The following is a 22,899-nucleotide window of genomic DNA, read 5'->3' on the forward strand; positions in this document are numbered from 1 at the left end:
GCCTTAAGTGCAATCAAAGAGAAAATAAAAGTGCAGACTAAAGGTAGCCAACCAGTTCCATTATACCAAAGGATACTAAAGCTTAAGGAAATCATCCATGGATGGGTCAACTATTTCTCTATTGCAGAAGCAAAGAGCCATATGTTAAAATTGGACGAAATGATGAGAACCAGACTGCGGATTGTTCTATGGAAACAATGGAAAAGTATAACTGGCAGAGCTCGGAATCTAATGAAGATGGGTATGGTAAAATCAAGGGCTTATCAGTTGGCTAATACCCGTAAGGGGTACTGCAGAACTGCAAACAGCCCCACATTACTTACAACCCTCGACAAAAAGTTCTTTATTGGCCTTGGACTAGATGGATTCGCTAATTATTACTATTGGAAAACGACACACCAAACGAAGTTATTCTGGCAAACCGCCGTATACCGATCGGTACGTACGGTGGTGTGAGAGGACAGATAGGGAAATAATCCCTATCTTCCTACTCGATAGCGCTATTTCGAGCGGAGTGCAGCGATCTATCTAGAAAATGCCTTTGATCCAGAACATTACGTTTTGAATTTTCTACATCCTTCACATTTTCTTAACTAAATCATAATATAGGTGGCTTAAAAAACAGCATGATTCGAATTTATTTTTGCGGTTCAGATATTAAACAAACCATGAACTGTAAAAAACTATTTGGTGCAATTTTTATTGCTTCGCTGGCATTTGCTGCCTGTAAAAAAGATTCAAAAGATGATCCGATTGTAGATCCTCCGGTCGAAGCAGTCGTTCCAGAAAAAATAGACAGCTTTAAAGAAACTGCATCTATTGATTTAGGCGGTGAATTCGCTTCAGAAATTTCTGCCTATGATCCTTTAACTAAAAAGCTGTTTGTAGCCAGTAATGATGGAGGTGCCAAAGTTGATGTTGTGGATATGAGTAAATATCCAACAGTTACAAAAATGCAAACCTTAACTTATGCAGCTAACGCCGGGATTAACAGCGTTGCTGTAAATAATGGTTTATTGGCAATTGCTTTAGATGGAGCTGATAAACAAGGTAATGGCGATATTTTAGTGCTGAAAACATCGGATTTATCAGAAGTTAAAAAAATCACCGTGGGCGCCATGCCAGATATGGTAACTTTTAGTCCGGATGGCAACTACATTTTATCTGCTAATGAAGGAGAGCCCAATCCGGCCTACACGGTAGATCCAAAAGGAACCATCTCTATCATTAACATCAAAGATAATTATTCGGTAAAAACAATAGATTTTTCAGCTTTTGAATCACAAAAAGCTGCTTTGCTGGCTGGTGGTTTCAGGATTTATGGTTACAATGCCAGTTTTACCCAGGATATAGAACCAGAGTACATCACCGTAAGTGTCGACTCTAAAAAAGCCTACGTTACCTTGCAGGAAAACAATGGTGTAGCAGAAGTTGATATCGTTGCAGGCAAAATCAACAAAATCATCCCATTGGGTAGTATGGATTTCAGTATTGCAGAAAATGCCGTTGATTTTACGGTAAAAGATGGTAAGCCAGAATTTAAAACATGGCCGGTTAAGGGTTTTTACCTGCCTGATGCCATATCTTATTTTACCGCAAATGGTAGTGCTTATCTGGCCTTGGCCAATGAGGGCGATACACGCGATTGGTCGAAAGAAACCTCCGAAGAAATAGAGGTGGGCAGCAGTAAACTGATCCTAGACCCTGTTAAATTCCCTAATGCGGCAACACTAAAGTTAAATGAAAATTTGGGTAAACTTGTCGTTGCGAAAAATTATGGCGATACGGATGGTGATGGTGATTATGATGAACTGTATTCGTTTAGCACACGCAGTTTCAGCATTATTAATGCCAATACTGGTCAGTTAGTAGCTAATGTAGGTAAAGAACTGGCGCAAAAAGTGTCGGATGCAGGAAAATACGACCCCAAAAGAGTAACTAAAAAAGGGGTTGAGGTTGAAGGAATCACCGTAGCTGAGGTAAACGGACAAATCCTGGCATTTATCGGTATGGAACGTGCAGATGCAATTGCTATTTATGATGTGACCAATCCGGCAGCACCAAAATTTGTTCAGTTATTTTCTACCGGCGATGCGCCCGAAGGTTTGATGTTTGTTAAACCAAAAGATAGCCCCAATGGCAGAAGTTTATTAATTGTTTCAAATGAAGGAGATGGTACCGTTCGGTTCTATCAACCCGACAAAATATAATTTATCAATCCCTTTATTAATCTTATGTCAATCCCGGTATTTATATCGGGATTTTTTATTGGTGTCAACTTTTATGTGCATTTGCTGTAGAATTGCCAGCTCTTGTTTATATAATTTATTTCGAATAGACGAAGAATTAAAATTAAGCCCTATATTGCAAACAATAAAAACTTTAGGGGTGCCTTCAAATAAGTTGGCTGAGAATATACCCTTTTTGAGGTTAAAGGTTGATGGTAAAAAGGTAGAGGGTAATTTCCTTCAACCTTAAAACCCTCTAGCCATCAACCCCGAATGGACCTGATCCGGATCATGCCGGCGTAGGAAATTAGTTTGTCTGCAATATTTGCATAAAAATGCCTTCGGCATTTGAAGACTCCTGAAGTTGTACAACAAAATGAAGTCTTTAGCAATGAACTATATTCAGGTGTTAACAATAGCTGGCTCAGATAGCGGCGGCGGTGCAGGCATTCAGGCAGATTTGAAGACCTTTTCGGCCCTGGGTTGTTTTGGTACCTCTGTAATAACTGCCATCACCGCGCAGAATACATTAGGAGTGCGTTCCGTTCACGGTATTCCCGCCACGATAATTAAAGATCAGTTACAGGCCGTACTGGATGATATCAAACCCGTGGCTATTAAAATCGGCATGATTAATAGGTCAGAAGTAGTTGATGTAATTGAAACAGGGCTTAAAAATTACGCTGCAGATGTACCTGTTATTTTAGATCCGGTAATGATAGCTACCAGTGGCCATAAATTGATCGCGCCTGATACTGTTGAGCAGCTGATAGGCAAATTGTTCCCATTGGTAAGCCTGGTTACCCCCAATATTGATGAAGCCGTTATTCTCGCCGGTCAGCCCATTCATGATCTTGATGATATGGTTGCCGCGGGCAGGAAAATTATCAAAAAAGGTGCAAAAGCCGTTTTAATCAAAGGCGGGCATTTAATAGGCCCGGTAATTTATGATGTTTTTATTGGCGCAAGCGATGCACCCGTTATACTCGAAAGTACTTTTATTGCCTCTAAAAATCTGCATGGAACCGGTTGTACACTTTCATCAGCTGTAGCCGCCGAAATGGCTAAAGGCAAAATGATGCTTGATGCCATTAAAACTGCAAAAACGTACATCAGGCAGGCTTTACAAGCTGGTAGTGAAGTAAAAACAGGAGAAGGCAACGGACCTTTAAATCACTTTTTTGAACCTTTAAAAATGATTATCCAATGAAGTGGAGCGAACAGGCATGGGAAAAGGTTGAACCCATCTATAACAAAATTTTAGCGATGCCCTTTAATACAGAGCTGAGCAATGGCACCTTACCAAAAGAAAAATTTATTTTCTATTTAGCACAGGATGCCTATTACCTTTTAGCATTCGGGCGGACGTTAAGCGCGATTAGCGGACGAATGCAAAATGCAGAGTTAGTGATGGCTTTTGCCGGCTTTTCTACAGGCGCTATATTTGCCGAGCGCAGTTTGCATGAAAGTTATTTTGTAGAATTTGGTTTACCCAGCGAAGTTAAGCCCACGCCATCTACGCTTTTATATACCAGTTATATCCTTAGTCAGGCGGCCTATGCCAATGTTGAAATAGCCGTAGCAGCTGTTTTGCCATGTTTTTGGATTTATAAGGCAGTAGGAGATCACATTTTCGCCCAACAAAAAGGAGAAGAAAATCCTTACAAAAGGTGGATCGATATGTATGCGGGCGTAGAATTTGCTGCTGCAGTAGAAAAGGCAATTGATATTACAGATGAACTGGCAGCGCAGGCAAATGCTGCAACTCAACAAAAAATGTTGGAAGCTTTTGAAATGGCAACCCGTTTAGAATGGATGTTCTGGGACAGCGCTTATGAAACGGAAAAATGGAAAATTTAATATTCTAACCTGATAAACAGCAAAATTTTTTGATAAAATGTTAAAAATCTGTCGGTATTTCCAATAGATTTAAAGAACTTTGTCGTTTTATAATTTACAACATCACATTGGAAGAGCGCACGAAAGAACAGGAATTTTTAATTAAACAAGAAGATAAACCTGCATTAGCGCAAAGTTCTCCAAAACAAGTACGTTTAGCCATATCTGCCTTTTACTTTATGCAAGGGGTTTGTTTTGCCAGTTGGGCCAGCAGGATTCCAACTTTTAAAGCCTCAATGGGTTTAAATGATGCAGAATTAGGATCTATACTTTTTGCATTACCAGCAGGGCAGATTATAACCATGTTTTTTTCTGCAAAACTAACCACACATTTTGGCAGTAAGAAAATGCTAAGGGCAACAGCGCCGCTTTATGCCATTGCCTTAACTTTTTTAGCATTGGCTACTACTGGCTGGCAATTGGCTGCTTTTTTGGTTTTATTCGGCATTACGGGCAATCTGTGTAATATTGCCTTAAATACACAGGGTGTTGCTGGCGAAAACTATTACGGCAAACCGATTATGAGTTCTTTCCATGGCGCCTGGAGTATCGGGAATTTAACCGGTGCATTAATTGCGCTTGGATTAGTGAACTTAAAATTAGGTATGTACACCCATTTTTGGATGATTGCCTTAATATCTTTAACCAATGTATTATTTAATGCTAAAAAACTACTCAATTATAATAAGCCCGATATTGTAGTGGAAAAAACGAAGTTTTTTACCATGCCACAAGGTATTTTGGTATTATTGGGCGTTATTGCGTTTTGCAGCATGGCCACCGAAGGTACTATGTTCGATTGGAGCGCTATTTATTTTGAGGATGTGGTGAAATTACCCCATAACAAAGCTATTGTTGGTTATGCATCGTTCATGTTTATGATGGCCAGCGGAAGATTTATGGGCGTATATTTAATCGGTAAATTCGGGCGGAAAAATCTCCTGCAAATCAGCGGTGCCATTATATCACTAGGTATGGCACTTGCCGTCATATTTCCTTATTTAATTACTGCCATTTTCGGTTTTATGCTCATTGGTCTGGGAGTTTCAAGTATTGTACCCATGGTTTATAGCATAGCTGGAAATAATAAAAAAGTACCCGCTGGTAAAGCCATCACCATGGTTTCGAGTATCGGTTATTTCGCTTTTTTGTTTGGTCCGCCGTTAATAGGTTATATTTCGCAGCTATCCAGCTTACGCTATTCTTTCGGAATTATTTCCGTTTTTGGTATGCTGATTATCTTTTTGGTAACGAAGATTAGAGAGATCAATTAGGCTTTCCATTTCATAAAAAAAATATATCTATTATTGAGCGCAGTGCCTGAGCGCAAAATAGCGTTTCTTCCCGCTTTTTGCTTGTACGCTTCGCTTCCTCGTACCTCGTTGCTGCAGGGTACCGCTTCAATCGGGGCTAACTGGCCAAAACAGCATTTTATTTTAGGGTGGTAAGGTGCAGATAACCAGTTGGTAAACCCGATTCGGAGCCGTCGGATACAATGGAAAGCCCGGAGCGTAGCGAGGACTTGTAATGGTAAGCAGGACTACTAACTGCCAGGAACTGGTGTATGCTCATTTCCAATTCTTAAGATACTAAATATATCTTAACTTATTTCGATCCGTGAGACACCAACCGATAGGGTAATATTTCGCAGATTATCTTTTTGGTAACGAAAATTAGAGAGGTAAATTACTAGGTTTATTAATCAGCGATTTAACGGGTAAAAGGCCGCCTGCTGGAATGTCTAATCCTAAGAATTCTAATTTCTTTGTCGGTTTTTCTGAATGATATCCTATATCTGTCAATTTCAAAAGCAAAGAAACTGCCATCATTATTCTTTTTTAACCGGTCTATTTGAAATGTGTTTAAATGATTCGGAAGAGACTTGATTTTTGATAAAATTTTAACTTCTATTTTTTCAGCATAATCAATCAGAGCATTATCCTCAAGGTATTGAATAATTTCCAACAGTTGTTTCACAGCAAGTTTATTCCACTTGATTTTCATTCATTTAAGCGAAGTTACTATTTGGACTGGCAAGTTTTTTTTCACTATTACATTAAATAGCCTTACGCCTTTTTTGGAAAAGCTGTTCTACAGCTCCGTGAGAAATAAAATTTCCCGATTCAATTTCTTTATCCGCTTGATCCAATTCCTGATTGTACTGATCTAGAAATAACGTTGCAATCTCAGCTGGCTCCTCGCTAATATCTGATTGATATTTATAATCTAAACTATCTAAAAAAGCAATTAGCACTTTTTCTTCCTGTTCACTTTTTGTATTTACGAATATGCTCATATCCAAATTTAGTGAAATTTTAGATAATAGTTATAAATTATCACCTACTTCTTTCCTGACGAATCTATGTTTCTTTGAAGCTCCAACCGGAGCTAACTGGCCAAAACAGCGTTTCATTTTTTGGGTTGCAGGGTGCACCGACCTTTCTTCGTAAACCCGGTTCGATAGGCATCGGGTGCAATGAAAAGTCCGGGGCGTAGCGAGGACTTGTAATGGTAAGCAGGACTAAGAACTGCCAGGAACTGGTGAATGCTCATTTCCAGCTCTTAAGTTACTAAATATGTCCTGATTTGTTTCGGTGGGTGGGACACTAACCGATAGGATGAAATAACATCAATGGTAGGGAGTGTACAGACCTTTGTTCATAAACCCGATAGCAATGAAAAGCCCGGAGCGTAGCGAGGACTTTTAATGGAAAGCGGGACTACAAACCGCCATGAATTACTGAACGCTCATTTCCAAGTCTTAAAATACTCAATATATGTTAATTCATTTCGGTCGGTGAGACACCAACTGATAGCATAACTGTTTCGCTAAGATCCTGAAATAAATTACCTTCGGTGAGCTCGCTAAGGCTCGGTTCAGGGTGATGATTACTCGAGTGAGTCTCAATTAAATTTGCCCTGCTATTCTTTCTTTATCAATCCATGTTCTTTTAAGGCTGCCACCGCAAGCTCAATTAACCTGAAGTTTTCTTCCAGGTGTCCATGCTGTACTTCCACATTGATATAGGGGATATTATTTTGCATGGCATAAACCGAAAGGGAACCGTCGTTGGTTGCGAATTTAGATTGAAGGATAACATTCACATTGGCCTTTTTTAAACTGCTGAACAACCTTGGCTCGGTAACATAAATCAGGTCGTCGCCATCCATCTGGAAGTTGATGTAAACAGAATCGGCAGTACTGGATAAATCGTAACCTGGTAAATAAGAAGAGATGCCAAAACCACCATCAGCATTGTTATGAAGGGTTAAAAAATAACCCGTAGTTTTTGGGTCATAAAAATCTACAACCTGTTTACCTGTGCTTAGTATTGCTTTTTCAACTTCGTTAGAGCTAAACTGGTTTTTCTTTAACCGGGTATTCACCCCGACTTCAGTATATATGGCGTTAGGGTCTATACGGTACTGGTCGTCCATATACGTGAAATAATAATCCCTCACCGCTCCGTACTGGCTGTCTATGAGTTCGCCCCCATACCAGCGGATATAATCAAAACCAGCCTTTACTCCGGTGTCTTCATTATCATGTACCACTAGAAACTTTACGCCGTTGGGTTTATAGCTATATTTTACCAATGTGATATCCAGATCGTACAGCTTGACAAAGTTTGAATCGGTACGCATTGCTGCAAAAACAGGTGGATGTTGGGCTTTTACGAGAAGTGTAGAAGAGATCAGCAACAGGCTAAAAATGATTTTGAACATAATCAATAATATACAATGCTGATTAACATTTGTTTGGCCGCAGTATTGTAGAATGACTTAAAAACTCCATTTCGAAAAAAAGGAACTACAGGAAGGCATTCGTGTATTTATGAAAAATAGTTGATGAGTTTTGAAACCATAAAAAAGCCCCGATTTGGGGTCGGGGCTAATTGATTGTTAATTTGGAGGTATATAATTAATGTCCGTGATCTAGATCGTATTCATTTACATCTTTATGGTCATATGGTTCAACCATTAACTCATCAATGGTTTTGCCTTTTTTGTTGAAGCCAAAGCGCTCTAACATCCTGTCGAATATTAAGTATACTACTGGTACCACGATTAAAGTTAGGAACAATGAGCTGGTTAATCCACCAACAATTACCCATGCCAGGCCATTTTTCCACTCAGCACCCGCTCCGCTGGCCAATGCAATTGGTAGCATACCGAATACCATGGCGATGGTTGTCATTAAGATTGGTCGTAAACGTGCATGGTTGGCCAATACAAGCGCTTCTTTGGTTTCTTTACCTTCAGCTTTTAAGTGGTTGGTAAAATCGACCAGGATAATCGCATTTTTTGCTACCAGACCCATCAGCATAATTAATCCTAAAATGGTGAAGATACCGATTGAGTTATTGGTTAAAGCCAGCGCTAATAATGCTCCGATTACCGCTAAAGGAAGTGAAAACATGACTACAAGGGGATAGATAAAACTATCATAAAGTGCAACCATAATCAGGTAAACCAAAATGATTGAAGCCAATAAAGCAATACCCAAAGTTCCAAAACCTTCGCTCTGGTTTTCCTGATCTCCTGCCCAGCTATAACTTACACCAACTGGTGCCTTAAGCTTGCCATTTTCCTGCAGCTCTTCCAGTTTAGCCTGAAACTCTGCAACTACGGTACCTGTTGGTCTACCAATTGATTGTGCTTTAACCGATACTGAAGTTGATTTATTCAAACGCTCCAGCTGACTTGGACCCGAACCTTCCGTAATGGTTGCAAACTGTGATAACTTAATCTGTTTACCCTCATTATTTACAAAAATAAGGTTACGTACATCGTCAATGTTCTGGCGGTTAAAGTTTTGATACTGGATGTTAATGTCGTATTCGTACTCTCCTTTACGGTATTTACCATCGGTGTTACCGGCGAAAGCAGTCTGCATAGTTGATCCTACGGTTTGCAAGGTCAAGCCTACAGCCGACATCTTATCACGGTCTACCTGAACGTTAATTTCCGGTGTTCCTTTCTCTACCGATAATTTAATCTCAGTAGCACCAGGAATAGAGGCAAGAACCTTTTGTGCCCCTTCAGCATATTTCAGGGCGCTGTCTAAATCAGAACCCATTACCACCAACTGAATGGGTGCGTTTTCCGCGATACCCAAAATACTGATCGGCACAGTTTTTACTTTTGCGCCTACCAGTTCTTTAGCCAGTGCACGGCTCATTTTTGTGGCGAAAATATCTGAAGAAACACCTTTACGCTGATCGCGTTCAACCAGTTTTACGTTAATTTCCGATTTATAGGCTGTAGCTTGTGTACCACCGAAATCACCGGTCGATTGTCCCACAGTAGTAATTAACTGCGTAATTTCCGGTTGTTTATCCAAGAAAGCTTCTGCTTTTTGAGTAAGGAAGTTGGTTTGCTCTAAAGAAGCATCTTTTGGCAATTCCAATTGCACCAGGAATTCACCTTTATCTGATTTAGGGAAGAATTCTGACCCTATAAAACCGCCTGCTAATAAACCGCATGAACTTAAGAACATCACCACCACGGCAACTAAAGTTAACGCTTTATGATTTAAAGACCATGTTAAAATGCTGGTAATCCAAAGTGTAAATTTCTTCAATTGTTTTTCGAACCAGAGAATAAAACGGCCAAATATATTTTTGCCTTCAATGTGTTCTAACTTACCGAAACGGGAGAAGATAAGTGGTACAATGGTAAATGAAGCTAACAATGATAGTAATGTTGCAATAATTACCACGATACAGAACTGACGTAAAATATTAGATACTAAACCGGTACTTACTGCGATCGGGAAGAACACCACCACAATTACGAAAGTAATGGATACAACCGTAAAACCAATCTCTCTTGTCGCATCAGATGCTGCCCTTACTTTGTTTTTGCCCATCTCCATGTGTCGCTGGATATTCTCCAGTACCACAATCGCATCATCCACCAGGATACCTACCACGAGTGATAGTCCGAGCAGTGACATTAAGTTTAAGGTAAAGCCAAATAAGCTGATACCGATAAATGTAGCGATTAGCGAAACCGGAATTGATACCATTACAATTAAAGCATTACGTAAACTGTGCAGGAAGAAAAGCATCACGAAGGCTACCAGGATAACCGCTAAGATTAAATCGTGAATTACCGCATCAGCAGACTCTAAGGTGAAGATTGAACTATCGTTTACAATCCTCATGTCTAATTTATTGGCTGCATATTCTGTTTTAAGTTTGGCAATAATGGCGTGTACACCTTTACTTACCTCCACAGCATTCGCATCACTTTGTTTAATGATCTGGATAGCGATAGATGCTTTACGGTCAATACGTGCCAGTTTCTCTGTTTCTTTCTGCGAATCCTGAACGTCTGCCACGTCACCTAAGCGGATTTGTGCACCATCTTTGCCTGTGGTTAATACCAGGTTTCTCAATTCATCAATACTTCTGTATTTACCCGATAAACGGATCAATACGTCCTGGTTCTGCGTTTTAACACTTCCTGTAGGGAAATCCAGGTTCGAAGAAAGGATCATTTGTTGTACCTGTGGAACCGCAAGGCCATAACCCTGTAGTTTATTGGCATCAAGTGAAACCTGAATTTCACGTTCAGAACCACCCACTAAATTTACCTGTGCAATACCATTCACCCTCGAGATTACCGGGGCAATCCGTTTGTCGATTAAATCGTAAAAACTTACGTCGTCCATATTGGCAGAAGCCGTCATGGTAATTACCGGTAAATCATCAAGCGAGAACTTACTCAATGATGGTGTTTTTACATCTTCCGGTAATTGAGAAAGGATGGCATTAACCTTTCTTTGCGCATCATTTAACGAGATATCGATATTTGCTGCATCTGTTAGCGTAATGGTTACGGTTGATAAACTCTCAAACGATACCGAATTGATTTTTTTGATGTTTTCCATCGATGATACCGCATCCTCAATTTTTTTGGTTACGGTATTTTCAACCTCATTAGGCGAAGCACCAGGGTAGATGGTTGAGATAGATACTACGTTGTTAGAGAATTTTGGAAGTAATTCATAACCCAACGAAAAGTAACTTAATAAGCCAAGCAAGGTAAGTGCGGTAAATACCACAATAACCAGCGAAGGCCTTTTTATAGATATGTCTGTTATCTTCATTTTAATTCGTGTTGCGTTGTGCGATTGGCATATCGCGTTTTTAAAAGCTGAAAATTCCGCTAACTTACTTTACGATAGTAACGGGAGTACCTTCGGTTAAGTTAATCTGTCCACTGGTAATTACAGTTTCACCTTCTTTTAGGCCATCCAGAATTTCAACGTTATCTCCCAAAATACGACCAGCTACTACATTACGCGTTTTAGCTGTATTGCTGGCTTTATCCAATACAAAAACCTGGTTACTGCTCACACTGCCCACAAAAGATGTACGCGGGATAAGAATGCTTGGTGCCTGTTTAGGGAACTTAAATACTGCAGTACCATACATGCCAGCTTTTAAAGTGTTTTTATGGCTGTTCTCCACTTCAATTTCAACTGGAAAATTCAGCGTTCCATCGGCCTTAGCAGCGATAAAGGTTACTTTTCCTGAGAAGCTATCCGTTGGGAAAACAGAAGATTTGATCTCGATCTGATCACCTATTTTGAGGTTGGCCACCTGCGATTCGTTCACATTAACTTTCAGTTTTAACTTAGAAACATCAACCAGTTCGAATAACTGTGTGCCTTGAGCTGTTACAAATGCACCAACTTCAATGTACCTTTTGTTTACAATACCGGTAATCGGCGATTTAATATTCGCATCACTTAACCTTCTTTGCGAAGCCTGTAAACGTAATTTTGCATTTTTTGTAGCCAGTTTAGCCTGATCTAACTGTTGTTGGGTAACGCCACCAGTCTGGAATGAGCTTTGATATCTGGCTTCATCTCTTTTTGCATTCTCGTAAGTGGCTTCAGCAGTTTCCCTGTCTGTGTTGATGATTTCTGCATCAACACGGGCCAAAACCTGTCCTTTGCTTACCCTGTCGCCTTCATCTACATAAATAGCTTTAACCCGGCCCGCATTTTCTGATAAGAAGTTAAGTTCCTGTTTAGGAATAAAATTTCCGTTTGCGCTGAAATCTAAATCTACAGCTTTTTTCTCTACTTGAGCAACCCGAACGGCAACAGCGCCACCACCTTTAGCAATGAAAGCAGTTTTTTCTTCGTTCTTCTTTTTATTGTTGCTTAAAACATAAGCTATTGCACCGAGGGCAACAACAACTACGATGATTATGGTAATTACTCTTTTCATTTCTATTGTACTAGCGATTTAATGTTTCCGTTTGATTTGATTAATTGTATTTCGGCTATTTTATAATTTAATAAAGCCTGTGTATAACTGTTTTGTGCCGAAGTAAGCGCATTTTCGGTATCCAAAAGATCGGTTAGTGAAGCTAAGCCGTTATTATAGTTATTTTGGGTACTTCTGTAAATCTCCTGTGCTAAATCGGCATTTTTACGTTGCGATTTAATGGTATTTAAGTTATTGCGCAACTGTATTTTTGCATTTTCGTAAGCCAGATTTAAGGCGTTATTGGTTTCTCTTCTGCTTTCCCTGGCTTTTTTGATATCGACATCTGCCTGGCGGATTTTAGAGCGGGTTAAGAAGCCGTTAAATATCGGTACCCTCAGGGTTAAACCAATTGCCGATGAACCAAAACCGATGGCCGAAGCGTTGGAGTTAAGGAAATCGAAGCTATTGCTCTGGCTCGAATAGGTGTAATTTCCAGTTAAAGATAAGCTGGGATAATATTCGGCCACATAGGCTTTCCGTTGTAAGGATAGCAGTTTGTCCTGGTTATTTAAAAGTTTAACTTCAGTTCTGTTGGCCAGATCGATAGAATCTGTAAACATAGGTAATGTAGTTACTTCTGTTAATTCGGTAGGGGGTAGGCTGATCGGGGTTGCAACCGCCATTCCCATCGAAAATTTTAACTGATTTTCCAATTGGGTAATCGCATTAACGACTTGCTCGCGTTGTGTATTCAGGTTGGTTAAGTTTACGCTGATCCGGTCTACATCAATCTTTCTGGCCAAGCCATTTTTATACTGCGTGCCCACAATTTTTTCAACTATCTTAACATTTTTGATGTTGGTGTCGATGACGTTAAGCTGTTGCCTGTTTACTAAAACCTGATAGTAATTGTTGGCTACCAGTTCGATAATTTGTTCTTCAGTTAACTGCGAGGTAAGCGCGTAATATTCTTCACTTGATCGTGCAGCCTGCAGGCCGGTAAAAACCTGTTGGTTAAACAATTGCTGTGAAAGCTGAACGCCTGCGGTTGAATTCCAGTTCTGGCCTAATTTAAACGATTGTGTTGCGCCGCCAATATTTGCAACCAGCTGACCGATAATTGGATTGTAAGTTAAACCCACATTTCCGGTTATTTGTGGTAGAGCTTGTGCCCTAACTTCCTGCACCTTGTATTTTCCACCTTCAATATCTAACCTGGCATTGCGTACTTTAGTATTGTTTTGGAGCGCAAAGGTAAGCGCATCTTTTAAGGTAATTTGCTGCTGTGCAATTGCCAGCTGCGGTAAAACCGAGCCGATAATAACAATGAGCATTAATCTTACCGCATTGATTCTAAGCATAATCTATTGTTTTTTTTGTTTTTGGGTTCTTCTCTTTTATTCAGCCTTTAAGTTGAGGCTATTTGTTTCTGCTAATGTTAAGTTTAATCCGCACATCTTAAGCCTCTTACAAATATGGTGGTCAGGTTTTTTTGTTTTAATGTCATTCTATTTAATGACTTTTTATCAGGAAAAAGATCTTTTCCGGTTTCCATAATACACATGGTGGAAAGACCCATTAAACTTTCAAGATACAATTCGGCAACATGTTCAGTGTCCTCATGTTCAATTTCTCCTTTTGCTTTGGCCTGACCAAAAATCTCTGCGAAAAAATCCTTTTCTGATTCTTTTAATGTACGCAGCTTGCCTTTAATTACATCATCATTCAGTAAATCCGGGATGCCCTCCGTAATGCGGAGCATATAATACTTCTGGAAAAATGTGTTTCGTACATCAACGATGTTAAAAAGAATTTCCTGTAGTGGTAAATCAGGATTATGTTTCTTTTTGATCAGTTCAAAGAAATCGTTAAATACCCTTTCTATTACTCCTAAAATTAAATGTTTTTTATCGGGAAAATAATAATAAAGAGATGGTTTTGATACGGACAGATCTTCGGCAATATCATTCATGGTGGTTTTGCCAATGCCAAAATGGATAAAGCGTTTTATCGCACCATCAATAATCTGTTCTCTCTTTTTATCAGCTACAATCATTTTACTTTTCTACTTTCTGACTTTTTTAATATTTTAGTCAAAAATAGTGCTAAAAAATGATTTGTCATGAAAATTGATTTCAAACCGAATTAAGCTTACAATTTTATGACATAATTTTAATTGTTCTGCTGTTTATATATCTTTACAAACCAATTATTTAGAAAAATTGTCAGTTTTGATCAACATCCTCACCGTACTTTTTACCATCATTTCGATGGAGTGTATTTCATGGTTTATACACAAGTACCTGTTTCATGGGCCGCTTTGGTTTATGCATAGAAGTCACCACGAGAAATCGAAATCGTTTTTCGAATGGAATGATTTGTTTGCGGTGTTGTTTGCCGCAACATCTTTGTATTTAATGTATGTTGATCAGGATAACTTAGGTTGTCGGTTTTTTGTGGGGCTGGGTATTACTTTGTACGGATTGATTTATTTTGTGGTGCATGATTGGTTTGTGCACCGACGTTTTAAAACTTTTAAAAGCAATAATGCTTATTTGCAGGCGGTACGGAAAGCACATAAAATCCACCATAAAAACAGGGGCAAAGAAAAGGGAAAAGCTTTTGGTTTGTTGTTTGTACGGAAAGCAGTATTAAAAAGCTAAATTATATCAAATGAAATCTTATCACCTGTCCTTTTTGATTGGAATTGTTTCTTTAAGCTTGTATTCGTGTGGCAAAAAAACGAATAAAGATCGCGCCATTGCACTCGTAGCATCCAATTATGAAAAAAGTAATCAGGGTTTGAATTTTGATAGCGCGAAACTTGATAGTTTATATAATATTTCTCCTCAGGCTTATGCTGATAGTTTAAAAAAGGGAGATGAATTGGATGTTACGCTGGCCGAGTTAGAGAGCCAGATTGAACACCTGGTACAGACAGAATCAGATAGCGTAGGATTGATCAGTGCTGAACTGACAAAAGAACGATACCGCCTCTTGGAACTAAAGAAGATCAAACCAGAATTTATTGGATGGAAACTTTCGGGTGTATCCGTGGCGGGTGATAAGCAAAAAGCTTTAAGCTTTAATTTTGATAAGGAAATTACCAAAGTCGTTCCTTAACTGTTTTTTATTTTACTTTTGCAGCATCATACAAAATCACCATGCTTCAAATTCAGGAAAATATTTCACTAAAACCATACAATTCCTTTCGTATAGATGTTAAGGCAAAGTTCTTTGCTGAAATTTTTTCTGAAGACGAATTGCGGTCGTTGTTTCAGGATGAACTGGTAAAAACGCAAAAACTGCTTGTTATTGGAGGCGGCAGCAACGTGCTTTTTACGCATGATTATGATGGTTTGGTGATTAAAATCAGTATCAAAGGCATTCAATCTGAAGTTATTGATGATAAGGTTATGGTAACCGCTGGCGCAGGTGAGGTTTGGAACGATTTTGTAAACTACTGTGTTGAGCACCGTTTTGCTGGTGTAGAAAATTTAAGCCTGATTCCGGGAACGGTGGGTGCATCACCAATACAGAATATTGGTGCGTATGGGGTAGAGTTGAAAGACGTTTTCGAAAGCTGTACGGCATTTGAAATCAAAACTGGCGAAATTAAAACCTTTACTTATCATGATTGTCATTTTGGCTACCGCGAAAGTGTTTTCAAAGGCGCATTAAAGGGGCAGTATATTATCACTTCTGTTACTTTCCGGCTATCGGCTGTGCCAAAAATAAATACTTCTTATGGTGCTATTGAAACTGAATTGCAAAGCAGGGGCATAGTGCAACCTACCATTGCAGATGTTTCCGCTGCCGTATCTCACATACGGGTGAGCAAATTGCCCGACCCATCTACCATCGGAAATGCTGGTAGTTTCTTCAAAAACCCGGTGATTGAAAAACATGAATTTGCAGATCTTGTGGCAAAACACCCCGATGTGGTGCATTACCCTACGGCTGATGGCAAAATTAAACTGGCAGCTGGCTGGTTAATTGAGCAATGCGGCTGGAAAGGTAAAGTGGTTGGACAAACCGGTACCTGGAAAAACCAGGCGTTGGTTTTGGTTAATCATGGGCAGGCAACAGGAGCAGAAGTGTATCATTTTTCTGAACAAATAATAGACAGTGTAAAGTCTACTTTTGGAGTCACTTTGGAAAGAGAAGTAAATATTCTGTGACGAACATTGATTGTTAGGTAGTTAGACATTGTAGATAGCTTTCCTGAAAATTTTGGTATTAAGTTTGTTTGAGTTTAAGAGAATGAACAATAATTGATTTGTTTTTAATCTCCTAAAGCTAAATATCATGACAAAATTTGAATTCAACCATCTAGTTAATCATCACTCGGTATCACTTAGATCTTATGCTTTAAATTTTACAAAAGACGCAGAAGACGCAAATGATTTGGTTCAGGATACGATGCTTAAAGCGATTACTTATTACAATAAGTTTAAAGAAGGGACTAATTTGAAAGGATGGCTATTTACCATCATGAAAAATACGTTCATCAACAATTATCGTCGATTGGTTAAAACTAATACTTTAATTACACAAAGCGAGGATATTTCTTCTGCAAATCTATCATATAGTGCGACCAAAAATAATGCAGAGAGTAAATTTGTGTTAGGCGATATTGATAAAGCATTAGCACAATTACCTGAAGAATATTATGTGCCTTTTATCCGCTACTTTGAAGGTTATAAATATCATGAAATTGCTGATATGTTAGAGATTCCAATCGGAACTGTTAAAACACGTATTCACGTGGCAAGGGGGATTTTGAAAAAATACCTTAAAACATATTCAAAAGAAATTGCCACAGCAGAATTAGCTTAAGATACATTTATTATGGAATTAAAGGCTCAGATTAATCTGGGCCTTTTTTGTTAGGGTCGACTTTTTTAAGCGGTTTGTTATCCAAGGGGGATGGAGAGTTTTAAAGTATCGCCATTTCGAGAATGTTAGCGAGATCTTTTAAATTCGATGTCTGAAGCTTGTTTCAAGATTTTTGCGACTTAATGTCAAGACTAAGCTTATATATTTAAATTAAACAGCATATTTCTCAGTCTGAAAAATTGCAAGTAAATGCCATCGAGAATTCCGCTTGATTCCTTTTTTTCCTGTTAAGGCAAACCAAATGTTTTGCTTGGTTCACAGGTTTTGGCATTGATCCCACAACTTTTGGTATTGATCCGTAACCGATCAAAATAATCTTTTGTTCAAAATAGACTATAAACAAAAAACCCACAACTTTCGTTGCGGGTTTTGCTCCTTCTGCTGGGCTCGAACCAGCGACCCTCTGATTAACAGTCAGATGCTCTAACCGGCTGAGCTAAGAAGGAATCCGGCTATCCAAAAAAACAGCTTATTTAAACTTTTCAGCAAACATCCGCTTGTTCGTTTTGGGAATGCAATATTAGGGCTTTTAAATTATTTATGCAATATTTGCAGTGAAAAAATTTTAAAAAAAATTAATACATATATATGAGCCTGATAATCATAGGTACTGTAGCTTTTGATGCTATTGAAACTCCTTTCGGAAAAACAGATAAAATTGTTGGTGGTGCAGCAACTTACGCAAGTTTGGCCGCTTCTTACTTTTATAATAAGGCAAAAATTGTGGCTGTGGTGGGCGATGACTTTCATCAATCAGACATTGACACCTTCACCAACCACGGTATTGATACTGAAGGGTTACAGATTAAAGCTGGTGAAAAATCATTTTTCTGGTCGGGCAAATACCATAACGATATGAATAGCCGCGATACTTTGATTACGGAATTGAATGTATTGGAAAATTTCGATCCGATTATCCCGGAGAGCTATCAGGACTGCGAATACCTGATGTTGGGCAATCTAACGCCCCAAGTACAGCAAACGGTCATTAAACGTCTTAAAAACCGCCCTAAACTAATCGTAATGGACACCATGAACTTTTGGATGGATATTATGATGGATGATTTATTAGAAACCATTAAATTGGTAGATGTATTAACCATTAACGATGCCGAAGCACGCCAGCTATCAGGAGAGTACTCATTGGTGAAAGCTGCGAATAAAATTCTAACAATGGGTCCGAAATATTTGATCATTAAAAAAGGGGAGCATGGGGCACTGTTGTTCCACGAAGATCAGATTTTTTCAGCTCCAGCCTTACCTTTGGCAGAGGTATTCGATCCGACAGGTGCTGGCGATACATTTGCAGGCGGATTTATCGGTTATTTGGCAAAAGTGGGTACTATCAGCTTCAATAACATGAAAAATGCAATTATTTACGGCTCTGCCCTGGCTTCCTTTTGTGTAGAAAAATTTGGAACGGAAAAGTTGTTGAATTTAACTGATGAAGAAGTTGCAGCAAGAGTTCAGGAATTCGTAAGCTTAAGTTCTTTCACGATAGAAGCGTAATCAGTTAACAGTTTTCAATAGCCAGTTATCAGTTACATCATACAGATAAATTGAGCCGTATATTTTAAGTGTAATGCTTAAATAATGCGGCTTTTTATTGGGCAAATGGTTATCGAAACCTGGAGGCTACCAAAATTAATTCGGTTGTACAAGTATGGCTATTGGCATAAATTTTTCGAAAACCGCTTCAGTATGTGGTGCATCTGCCAGTTCATCAGTCAGATCCTGCCCCGCCCAATGCTCATAATGTTTACCATTTTTCCATAATCTGCTATCTGTCATATCATAGATCAAACCTTTATAAGCCACCCAGATTTGAGGCTTATCCTGTCCGTTACGCAAAGCAAGCTGTTGTTTGGTATAGCCTGGTAAATCCATTTAAATTAATTTCGGGTTGAAGATAATCAAAAGGTTTTAACCATATAAGAAATATAAGGGCATATAAGCTTATATTTTCTTAATGCCCGTAAGTTAATTAGTTATTGTTTTTTAAGCAAGCACAAACGAGAAGCCTTCATTATAAGTGAATTTGAAAACCTTTACCTCAATATTTATAAATCGATCTTCATATTTTGGAGCGCAATACTTGTACAAATCAGTAAGTGTGTTCCCGTTTTACACTTATACGCTTCGCTGCCTCGTACCTCGTTGCTGCAGGGTATCGCTTCAACCGGGGCTATTTGGCCAAAAAGCATTTCATTTTTGGGGTTGCAGAGTGCAGAAACCGCTGTTCCTAAACCCGATTGCAATGAAAAGCCCACAGCGCAGCGAGGACTTGTAATGAAAAGCGGGGCTGAATCCCGCCAAGCGCTACTGCACATTTGTTTTCCAAAAAAAATAAACAATTTATTTATGCCTGGCTTTTACCACTCTTACTTCTAAAAACCTCGTACAGGTAGATATTCATCAGCAACAGCCCCATTAAATAAAAATGATCTTCGAACGGTATTGTACCTACCCTAAAACCTATATTTTCTTTATTATTATACATCACCACCGGAATAGCCGTTAAAAAACCATTTACGATATAAAAAGGAATAAGCGAAACCAGGTAAGCCCTGTAGAATCTATACATAAACCTGAGTTTTACATTCACATATTCTACGTAAGCCAGTACGATTAACAAAAAGCCAAAATTAATCAACGTATACCACCTGTTATAAGCAAAAAACAAAATGGCCACACTAAGTCCCAGAAATAGGTTACTTAAGGCGAGACTATACTTTTGAAGCTTGTTTTTGGGAAAATAGACGTTTAAACATTCGTAAATAAATACGCAGGCATAAGGCACAGTTAAAAAAAATAAAATCTCTTCCAAGGGTAAGCCGAAAAGATTTATACCTACGATGTAATCCGGATTAAAAGACCAGACATTAAGCTTGGTAAATAAAATGTCCCAAATTAAAAACACAATCCCCGTAAGGAGTATGGCTGGAAATATAAACTTCCACTTGCTAAAAAAGTGGACCTTTTTATCAAACGATAAAACCAGCGGAAAAAAAATTACGGCTATATTGATAATTAAATATATATAATTCATTCTAAAGGTATTTGGTTAAGATTTTAACTTCAGCGGCAGTACATTTCTTACTATCAATCATAAATTTAGCTACGTTTTTAACCAGCTCTGCATCAGCGAGACCAAAATTTCCATTTTGGTAATGTTTAACAATCTCTTTTTTGTCTACCGCTAAATCTTTACTAAAACCAAGAAAGGATGGCGTGTAAAATTCGATTGAAAAACGCATAAAACGGATTTCCATATTTTCTCCATCCATATCAATTGCTTTCTGCATGGTTTTTAGTGATCGGCCGACATATTTAATCTTGTTATATGGATTCCAGGAATGTTTGGCTTTGAGCGCTTCCAAAGTGCCTAAGTAACCGGTAACCAATGCGGTTTTATTGGGCAGTTTATTCAGTCTGTCAAACAGCGAATCAGTAAGTTTAGCATTTTCTACTGCTTTAACCATGTTGGCTTTCAATGTCGCAATTTCCTGTGTAGAGAGTTGTGCGTAAGTAGCGTTGCCTATGGCAAACAGTAAGAAAAATAGAATACGTAGTTTAATCATGAGATGGTGGCAAATGTAACAAAAGCTTAGCGTATTTGTTTGCACTGTAATTTTTAGTGTCGTACAAGGTTTTGCAAAAAAAATATTGCCCTTAATCAAACCTAAGGGGTTGAAAATACATCTGATAAAAGGTTTTTCATTGCATTCAGAATGACATATACAGAATGATAAAAAACCAAAACAAAACGCAATAAAATTCCTTTATTTACACCATGGAAAAAAGAACCTCCGTTACCATTATCGGTGCCGGTTTTGCAGGCATGGCTGCAGCAGCTTTATTGGGCAAAGATGGCTTTGATGTTACCGTAATCGAAAAAAACGAAATGGCGGGTGGCAGGGCCAGAACCTGGCAAAAAGACGGCTTCCTTTTTGATATGGGGCCTAGCTGGTACTGGATGCCCGATGTATTTGAAAATTATTACAACCTATTTGGCAAAACTACTTCCGATTTTTATGCACTGAAAAGGCTTAGTCCATCTTACCGTATCTATTTTGGTCAAAACGATATTATTGATGTTCCTGCCACATTAGACGATTTATATGCCTTATTTGAAAAACTTGAGCCGGGCAGCAGCAGCAACCTCAAATATTTTCTTGATCAGGCTAAGTATAAATATGATGTAGGCATGAACGAATATGTTTTTAAGCCCTCACATAGCGTAATGGAGTATTTTGATCCCAGGCTAGCCATCAGCGGAATTAAACTACAGCTTTTGGGAAATATGCGCAAACATGTGCATAAACTGTTTAAAAATGAGCGACTGCAGAAACTTCTGGAATTTCCTGTATTATTTTTAGGTGCTACTCCACAAAATACTCCCGCATTATACAGTCTGATGAACTATGCTGACCTTGTTTTAGGTACCTGGTACCCAATGGGCGGCATGCATCAAATTGTAGCTGCCATGCAAAACATTGCAGAGGCACAGGGCGTAAAATTCATGTTCAATACAGAAGTAACCAAAATTGAGGTAAAAAACAATCTGGCAGAGCACGTAATCACAAATCAGGGAAATTTTAAAAGCGACTTTGTGGTCGGTAATGCAGATTATCACCACATCGACCAATATCTCTTTGATCAACCTTACCGTAATTACGACAAAAATTACTGGGATAAACGAACAATGGCGCCGTCTTGTCTTTTATTTTACATAGGTTTAAATAAAAAACTAACTAATGTGTTACACCACAACTTGTTCTTTGATGAGAATTTTGATGAACACGCCAAAGAAATCTACAGCGACCCAAAATGGCCATCAAAGCCCCTGTTTTATGCCTGTTGCCCTTCAATAACTGATAAGAGCGTAGCACCGGAAGGTTGTGAAAATCTTTTCTTTTTAATTCCGCTTGCACCGGATCTGGAAGATAGCGAAAGCAAAAGAGAAGAATATTTCAATGTATTGATGGATCGCTTTAAAAAAATGACCGGAAACGATATAAGTGAAAGCATTTTATTCAAACGCAGTTATGCCATGAAAGATTTTGTAGAAGATTATCATGCCTTTAAAGGGAATGCATACGGATTAGCAAACACTTTGAAACAGACCGCTTTTCTAAAACCCAAAATGAAAAGTAAAGTAACAAATTTTTTATATACCGGCCAGTTAACTGTTCCGGGGCCTGGGGTGCCGCCTGCCATCATTTCTGGACAAGTGGTCGCAAAAGAAATAAAAAAAAAGTTAAAAAAAGCTTGACAAATTTAAAATTTCCCTTATCTTTATAACCACAAAACAAAAACACTGCAATAATCCTGCAAAACACATAATTGTTTGGGGTTTGCATTTGTTTCGAAATAAGAGAGAAGGCGAATTGTTGAAAGAAAACATAAGAATCAACTAACCAAATATATGATAAGCAAAAAGGCCTGGATTTTCCGGGCCTTTTGCTTTTTAATGCATTTTTACAAATGCGATCGTATTGGATCCTGGATCAGGTAAAAATTTTGGGGTTGATTTCAATTTTTATCTCAGCAGTTTAGCATTTAATCCTGGAAACCGGGATATTAAATGCTTGTTATCGCCAGTCTCCATCAATCAATAAGTAATATTTATATTTAATAAA

21 protein-coding genes and 1 tRNA gene are annotated in these 22,899 nt (G+C 38.5%); 11 read left to right on the forward strand and 11 right to left on the reverse strand.

Features of this window, described 5'->3' with window-relative positions; all coding sequences use genetic code 11:
• From ACIQXP_RS21945 to ACIQXP_RS21965, 5 genes are all read left to right on the forward strand, one after another.
• Positions 1-456 (forward strand): group II intron maturase-specific domain-containing protein (locus tag ACIQXP_RS21945; protein WP_387507803.1); only part of this gene is annotated, 456 nt, incomplete at its 5' end.
• A 212-nt stretch (positions 457-668) separates the two neighbouring features.
• Positions 669-2,210: a choice-of-anchor I family protein gene (locus tag ACIQXP_RS21950; protein WP_293742920.1), complete on the forward strand. Its 1,542-nt coding sequence runs from the start codon at positions 669-671 to the stop codon at positions 2,208-2,210.
• Positions 2,211-2,604: 394 nt separating this feature from the next.
• A complete protein-coding gene (thiD, locus tag ACIQXP_RS21955; protein ID WP_387507949.1) occupies positions 2,605-3,438 on the forward strand; it encodes a bifunctional hydroxymethylpyrimidine kinase/phosphomethylpyrimidine kinase in 834 nt (277 codons plus the stop codon).
• On the forward strand, positions 3,435-4,088 hold the full coding sequence (locus ACIQXP_RS21960) for a TenA family protein (protein ID WP_387507946.1): 654 nt from the start codon (positions 3,435-3,437) through the stop codon (positions 4,086-4,088). The genes thiD and ACIQXP_RS21960 overlap by 4 nt, the downstream gene beginning before the upstream one ends.
• Before the next feature lie 107 nt (positions 4,089-4,195).
• The gene (locus ACIQXP_RS21965; RefSeq protein WP_387507943.1) at positions 4,196-5,401 is read left to right on the forward strand and encodes an MFS transporter; all 1,206 of its coding nucleotides are present in this window, start codon (positions 4,196-4,198) and stop codon (positions 5,399-5,401) included.
• Between the two features lie 436 nt (positions 5,402-5,837).
• On the opposite strand, the gene ACIQXP_RS21970 is transcribed toward ACIQXP_RS21965, so the two are convergent.
• From ACIQXP_RS21970 to ACIQXP_RS22000, 7 genes are all read right to left on the reverse strand, one after another.
• Positions 5,838-6,131: a type II toxin-antitoxin system RelE/ParE family toxin gene (locus tag ACIQXP_RS21970; RefSeq protein ID WP_293742924.1), complete on the reverse strand. Its 294-nt coding sequence runs from the start codon at positions 6,129-6,131 to the stop codon at positions 5,838-5,840.
• A gap of 52 nt (positions 6,132-6,183) precedes the next feature.
• Entirely contained in the window at positions 6,184-6,423 is a 240-nt protein-coding gene (locus tag ACIQXP_RS21975) for a hypothetical protein (protein WP_293742925.1), read from the reverse strand.
• A 626-nt stretch (positions 6,424-7,049) separates the two neighbouring features.
• Positions 7,050-7,853, reverse strand: coding sequence for a hypothetical protein (locus ACIQXP_RS21980; protein WP_293742926.1), 804 nt, complete (start codon positions 7,851-7,853; stop codon positions 7,050-7,052).
• A 196-nt stretch (positions 7,854-8,049) separates the two neighbouring features.
• Positions 8,050-11,244, reverse strand: coding sequence for an efflux RND transporter permease subunit (locus tag ACIQXP_RS21985; protein ID WP_293742927.1), 3,195 nt, complete (start codon positions 11,242-11,244; stop codon positions 8,050-8,052).
• Between the two features lie 64 nt (positions 11,245-11,308).
• Positions 11,309-12,376, reverse strand: coding sequence for an efflux RND transporter periplasmic adaptor subunit (locus tag ACIQXP_RS21990; RefSeq protein ID WP_387507935.1), 1,068 nt, complete (start codon positions 12,374-12,376; stop codon positions 11,309-11,311).
• Positions 12,377-12,378: 2 nt separating this feature from the next.
• The gene (locus ACIQXP_RS21995; protein WP_293742929.1) at positions 12,379-13,719 is read right to left on the reverse strand and encodes a TolC family protein; all 1,341 of its coding nucleotides are present in this window, start codon (positions 13,717-13,719) and stop codon (positions 12,379-12,381) included.
• Between the two features lie 83 nt (positions 13,720-13,802).
• Entirely contained in the window at positions 13,803-14,414 is a 612-nt protein-coding gene (locus ACIQXP_RS22000; RefSeq protein WP_090983088.1) for a TetR/AcrR family transcriptional regulator, read from the reverse strand.
• A 175-nt stretch (positions 14,415-14,589) separates the two neighbouring features.
• Here ACIQXP_RS22000 and ACIQXP_RS22005 point away from each other — a divergent pair, with 175 nt between their 5' ends.
• The 4 genes from ACIQXP_RS22005 (at position 14,590) to ACIQXP_RS22020 (ending at position 17,197) form a co-directional block, all read left to right on the forward strand.
• The gene (locus ACIQXP_RS22005) at positions 14,590-15,021 is read left to right on the forward strand and encodes a sterol desaturase family protein (RefSeq protein WP_387507932.1); all 432 of its coding nucleotides are present in this window, start codon (positions 14,590-14,592) and stop codon (positions 15,019-15,021) included.
• Positions 15,022-15,031: 10 nt separating this feature from the next.
• Positions 15,032-15,481, forward strand: a complete 450-nt coding sequence (locus ACIQXP_RS22010; RefSeq protein WP_293742931.1) for a hypothetical protein — start codon at positions 15,032-15,034, stop codon at positions 15,479-15,481.
• 41 nt (positions 15,482-15,522) lie between these two features.
• Entirely contained in the window at positions 15,523-16,539 is a 1,017-nt protein-coding gene (gene murB / locus ACIQXP_RS22015) for a UDP-N-acetylmuramate dehydrogenase (RefSeq protein ID WP_387507928.1), read from the forward strand.
• Between the two features lie 127 nt (positions 16,540-16,666).
• Complete coding sequence (locus ACIQXP_RS22020; RefSeq protein ID WP_090983094.1) at positions 16,667-17,197, forward strand: RNA polymerase sigma factor; 531 nt, start codon at positions 16,667-16,669, stop codon at positions 17,195-17,197.
• Between the two features lie 432 nt (positions 17,198-17,629).
• On the opposite strand, the gene ACIQXP_RS22025 is transcribed toward ACIQXP_RS22020, so the two are convergent.
• Positions 17,630-17,703 (reverse strand) — tRNA-Asn (locus ACIQXP_RS22025).
• Positions 17,704-17,845: 142 nt separating this feature from the next.
• Here ACIQXP_RS22025 and ACIQXP_RS22030 point away from each other — a divergent pair.
• Positions 17,846-18,766, forward strand: a complete 921-nt coding sequence (locus ACIQXP_RS22030) for a PfkB family carbohydrate kinase (RefSeq protein WP_293744417.1) — start codon at positions 17,846-17,848, stop codon at positions 18,764-18,766.
• Positions 18,767-18,901: 135 nt separating this feature from the next.
• Here ACIQXP_RS22030 and ACIQXP_RS22035 read toward each other — a convergent pair whose 3' ends face one another.
• The 3 genes from ACIQXP_RS22035 to ACIQXP_RS22045 all read right to left on the reverse strand — a co-directional run bounded on the left by ACIQXP_RS22035 (position 18,902) and on the right by ACIQXP_RS22045 (position 20,838).
• Positions 18,902-19,144 carry a cytochrome b5 domain-containing protein gene (locus tag ACIQXP_RS22035; RefSeq protein ID WP_293744418.1) on the reverse strand — a complete coding sequence of 81 codons (243 nt, stop codon included), beginning with the start codon at positions 19,142-19,144 and terminating at the stop codon, positions 18,902-18,904.
• Between the two features lie 472 nt (positions 19,145-19,616).
• A complete protein-coding gene (locus tag ACIQXP_RS22040) occupies positions 19,617-20,306 on the reverse strand; it encodes a lycopene cyclase domain-containing protein (RefSeq protein ID WP_293744419.1) in 690 nt (229 codons plus the stop codon).
• Between the two features lies 1 nt (position 20,307).
• The gene (locus tag ACIQXP_RS22045; RefSeq protein WP_387507924.1) at positions 20,308-20,838 is read right to left on the reverse strand and encodes a hypothetical protein; all 531 of its coding nucleotides are present in this window, start codon (positions 20,836-20,838) and stop codon (positions 20,308-20,310) included.
• 212 nt (positions 20,839-21,050) lie between these two features.
• On the opposite strand from ACIQXP_RS22045, the gene ACIQXP_RS22050 reads away from it, so the two are divergent.
• On the forward strand, positions 21,051-22,532 hold the full coding sequence (locus tag ACIQXP_RS22050) for a phytoene desaturase family protein (RefSeq protein WP_387507921.1): 1,482 nt from the start codon (positions 21,051-21,053) through the stop codon (positions 22,530-22,532).
• The last annotated feature ends 367 nt before the right edge of the window (positions 22,533-22,899 follow it).

Origin of the sequence: Pedobacter suwonensis, from assembly GCF_044762335.1 — a bacterium.
Taxonomy (GTDB): domain Bacteria; phylum Bacteroidota; class Bacteroidia; order Sphingobacteriales; family Sphingobacteriaceae; genus Pedobacter.